3 protein-coding genes are annotated in these 3,154 nt (G+C 64.5%); all 3 read right to left on the bottom strand.

Going from position 1 to position 3,154, the window contains the following annotated elements:
- Positions 1-256: 256 nt before the first annotated feature.
- Positions 257-850: a UbiX family flavin prenyltransferase gene (locus EOS_RS17720; protein ID WP_047847979.1), complete on the bottom strand. Its 594-nt coding sequence runs from the start codon at positions 848-850 to the stop codon at positions 257-259.
- Entirely contained in the window at positions 837-2,504 is a 1,668-nt protein-coding gene (locus tag EOS_RS17715; RefSeq protein WP_047847978.1) for a UbiD family decarboxylase, read from the bottom strand. The genes EOS_RS17720 and EOS_RS17715 overlap by 14 nt, the downstream gene beginning before the upstream one ends.
- A 136-nt stretch (positions 2,505-2,640) precedes the next feature.
- Positions 2,641-3,154, bottom strand: a 514-nt coding sequence (locus EOS_RS17710; protein WP_047847977.1) for an enoyl-CoA hydratase/isomerase family protein, incomplete at its 5' end; no start/stop codon positions are given.

Raw genomic sequence — 3,154 nt, 5'->3', positions numbered from 1 at the left:
GGCGCGTCTCGACGCCGGTCATGAGCGGCACGTCGGCGATCTTCTCGCCGGTGGCGGGATCGTCGACGGCGAAGGTGCGGGCATCGTCGGCGCCGCACCATGCGCCGTCGACATAAGCGAGTGTGCGCAACAGGCTCGGGTCTGCGAGCCGGGAAAGCAGGTTGGATTCAGTCATGGTCATCGCAAAGGGCGGCCCGCTGGCGCGTGCGTCGCGGCGGGCCTGTGAGGTGGGTGGTGAAAGCGGGTGGTGCGGGGGTTACGACTCCTGCTGCTGGTCTTTCCAGCGCTTGACCACACCGGTTTCGATGTCAAACAGATCGAGCATGCGGCCTATCGTGTGATCGACGATGTCGGCGATCGTTTGCGGCTTCGAATAGAACGCCGGGACGATCGGCGCGATGATCGCGCCCATGTCGGAGAGCTGCACGAGCGTGCGCAGATGTCCGCCGTGCAGTGGCGTTTCGCGCACGCCGAGCACGAGGCGACGGCGCTCCTTCAACACGACGTCGGCTGCGCGGCTGATCAGCGAGCTCGTGATGCCCGTGGCGATCTCGCTCATCGAGCGGACCGAGCACGGCACGATCAGCATTCCCTTTGTCTTGAACGAGCCCGAGGAAATGGCCGCGCCGATGTCCGCGGGCGAATACCATTTCGACGCGCGCGCGCGCAGATCGGCCGCGCGGATGTCGGTTTCGTAGGTCATCGTCAGCTCGGCGGCCTTGCTGATCACGAGATGCGTTTCGACGCCCGCCTCGGCGAGAAGTTCGAGCGCGCGAATCCCGTAGATCACGCCGGAAGCGCCGGTGATGCCAACGATGATCCGCTCCGGAGTACTGTTATTCGTCGCCACGATCGCCCTCGACGCCGCGCACCGGCGAATTCGGCTCGACGCCACTGCGGCGGCGCGCCTGATAGGACGCGTCGCGCTGCATCCATTCGCCGCGCGTCGCCTGCTCGGCGTTGCGGTCCCATTCCTCGGTCCAGTCGCCAAGCGAGTAGCCGTACCACGGCGACTCAGGCGTAAGCTTCGGCAGGCCGAGACGTTCCCACAGCACCTTCGCGTTCTCCATGTATTCCTTCTTTGGCAGCGCGAGCGGCGGCATCGGCGTTTTCATCGTCGCGTCGATCAGCATTGCTGAATCGAGGCCTGTTGCGTGGTCCGAGCGCGGACCGTGGCCCGGCTCGCGGTACGGAATCATCTTCACGTCCTCGACCGGATTGCAGCGATAGCCCATCGCCCAGAACACGGCGTCTGCGTTGTTCGGATCGATGTCGTCGTCGATCGCGATCACGAACTTGCCGATCGCGGCCTGCAGCGACATCGTGCCGTACAGCGCGCGCCAGACCTCGGTGCGCTTCGCGCCGCGCTCGAACTGCAGGAACACGAAGCGACGCAGGTTCGTGAGCGGCTCGTGCAGCGACACCTTGCGGATGCCGCGAATGCCGAGGTGGTCGCGCAGGTGGCGCAGAAACATGGGCTCGTAGGCGAGACGTTTGATGACGCTCGATTCGGACGGCGTGACCTGCGAGATGATCGATGTCAGCACCGCGTCCTTGCGGCGCGTGATCGCCGTGACTTCAATGACAAGGTTGTAGTCTTCGAGCGCGACGTAACCGTGGCTTTCGCCAAACGGACCTTCCGGTTCGAGGTACTGCGGATCGACGTAACCCTCGACGACGATTTCCGCTTCGGCCGGCACCAGCAGATCGACGGTGCGGCCCTTGACGACTCGGATCGGAGCACCGGCGAGGCCGCCTGCGACGCTCAGCTCATCGACGTTCGGGCGCAACTTCTGCGGGCCTTGGAACGCGACGAGAGGCGGCGCGCCGAGCACGATGGCAACCGGCATCTTCTCGCCCTTCGCCGCGTACTTGCGCCAATGGTCGAGACCGCCCGCGCGAAGGTTCACGAGCATCATCATGCCGAGGCGTGTCGCCGATTTCAGGTGGCCGCGATAGGTGCCCATGTTCTGCACGCCGGTTTCCGGATCTCGCGAGATCACACCGGTCATCGTCATGTACGGCGCGGCATCGAAGCCCGGCGTCGAGATCGGCAGCGGCAGCGATTCGAGGCCGTTTCCCGGACCTTCGAGATCCTTGCCTTCGATCACGATGTCATGCACGGGGCCGCTTTCAACGACGACGGGCGGCACCGGATTGTCGATTGCGCGGTTCCAGGCGTCGCCGATGTCGTCGAGCGACGGCACGTTCATGCCGATCCGGTAGATCTCCGGATTCGCGGCGATGCCGCCGACGATGACTGGAATGTCGTACTTGCGGCCCTTGCTGTCGACGATATTCGTGAAAAGGAACGCCTTGCGATCGGCTTCAGGAATGCCGCCGCGGAACTGCCAGCGCACGAGCGGATGCATTTCAGTGTCTTTATTGACCGGCTCGTCGATCCGGTACAGCAGACCTGCGGCTTCGAGGCGTGCGATGTGTTCGTGCAGGTCCGCGTAACCCGAGTTCGTGGAAGACGTGGAAGTGGTGTCTTGATCAGCCATGGCTAGAGGTCCCGTGAAGCGTCGCGTTGCGCGGCGCCCTTATTGCTTGAAGTGTTGCCCGACGCGGGCGGGGTATTGCGTGCTCGATCCGTCTCGCACGTGTCGCGCGTGTGCGAGACAGCACTTCGGCGGCGGATCAGCGGCGCATCGACGTCATTGCGTTTGCGAGCGACGCTCCCGCCACTTCGCTCGCGAGCGAGAAGTCGGGAATCGTGATCTCGCGGAAGTACGTCTTCAGCGTCGCGATGGCAATCCGGTCACGCGTGCAGATCGAGGCAACCATCGCGTCCGCGCGTTCGCTCAGGCTCGCGCCCGGCACGACTTCGGCAACGATGCCCCACTCGCGCGCATTCGCGGCGTCGATAGTCTCCGTCAGGTAGACCATGTGCGCGGACGCTTTCGGCGGCACCTTGTGGCGCAGCACGGACAGCACGAGCGTTGGCGGCAGATTTTTTTGCAACTCGGGAAGGTTGAAGCGTGCGCTGTCCGACGCGACGGCCATGTCGCACGCGGTGACGAGCGCACAGCCAAAACCTTCCGCATCGCCTTGGACTTCGGCGAGAAGCGGCACTTCGCTTTCGTGCATCGCGCGGTAGACGTCGAGAATAGGATCGGCCACGTTGCGACGGAACTGCGCGGACGTCGGCGGC

The sequence above is a fragment of the Caballeronia mineralivorans PML1(12) genome (genome assembly GCF_001028175.1).
Lineage (GTDB): Bacteria > Pseudomonadota > Gammaproteobacteria > Burkholderiales > Burkholderiaceae > Caballeronia > Caballeronia mineralivorans.
Note: the sequence above shows the minus strand (reverse complement) of the source record. Positions and strands in the feature narration are given on the sequence as shown.

Coding starts and splice junctions, on each gene's coding strand:
- EOS_RS17715 (WP_047847978.1), bottom strand. CDS start 2,504: ATGGCTGATCAAGACACCACTTCCACGTCTTCCACGAACTCGGGTTAC.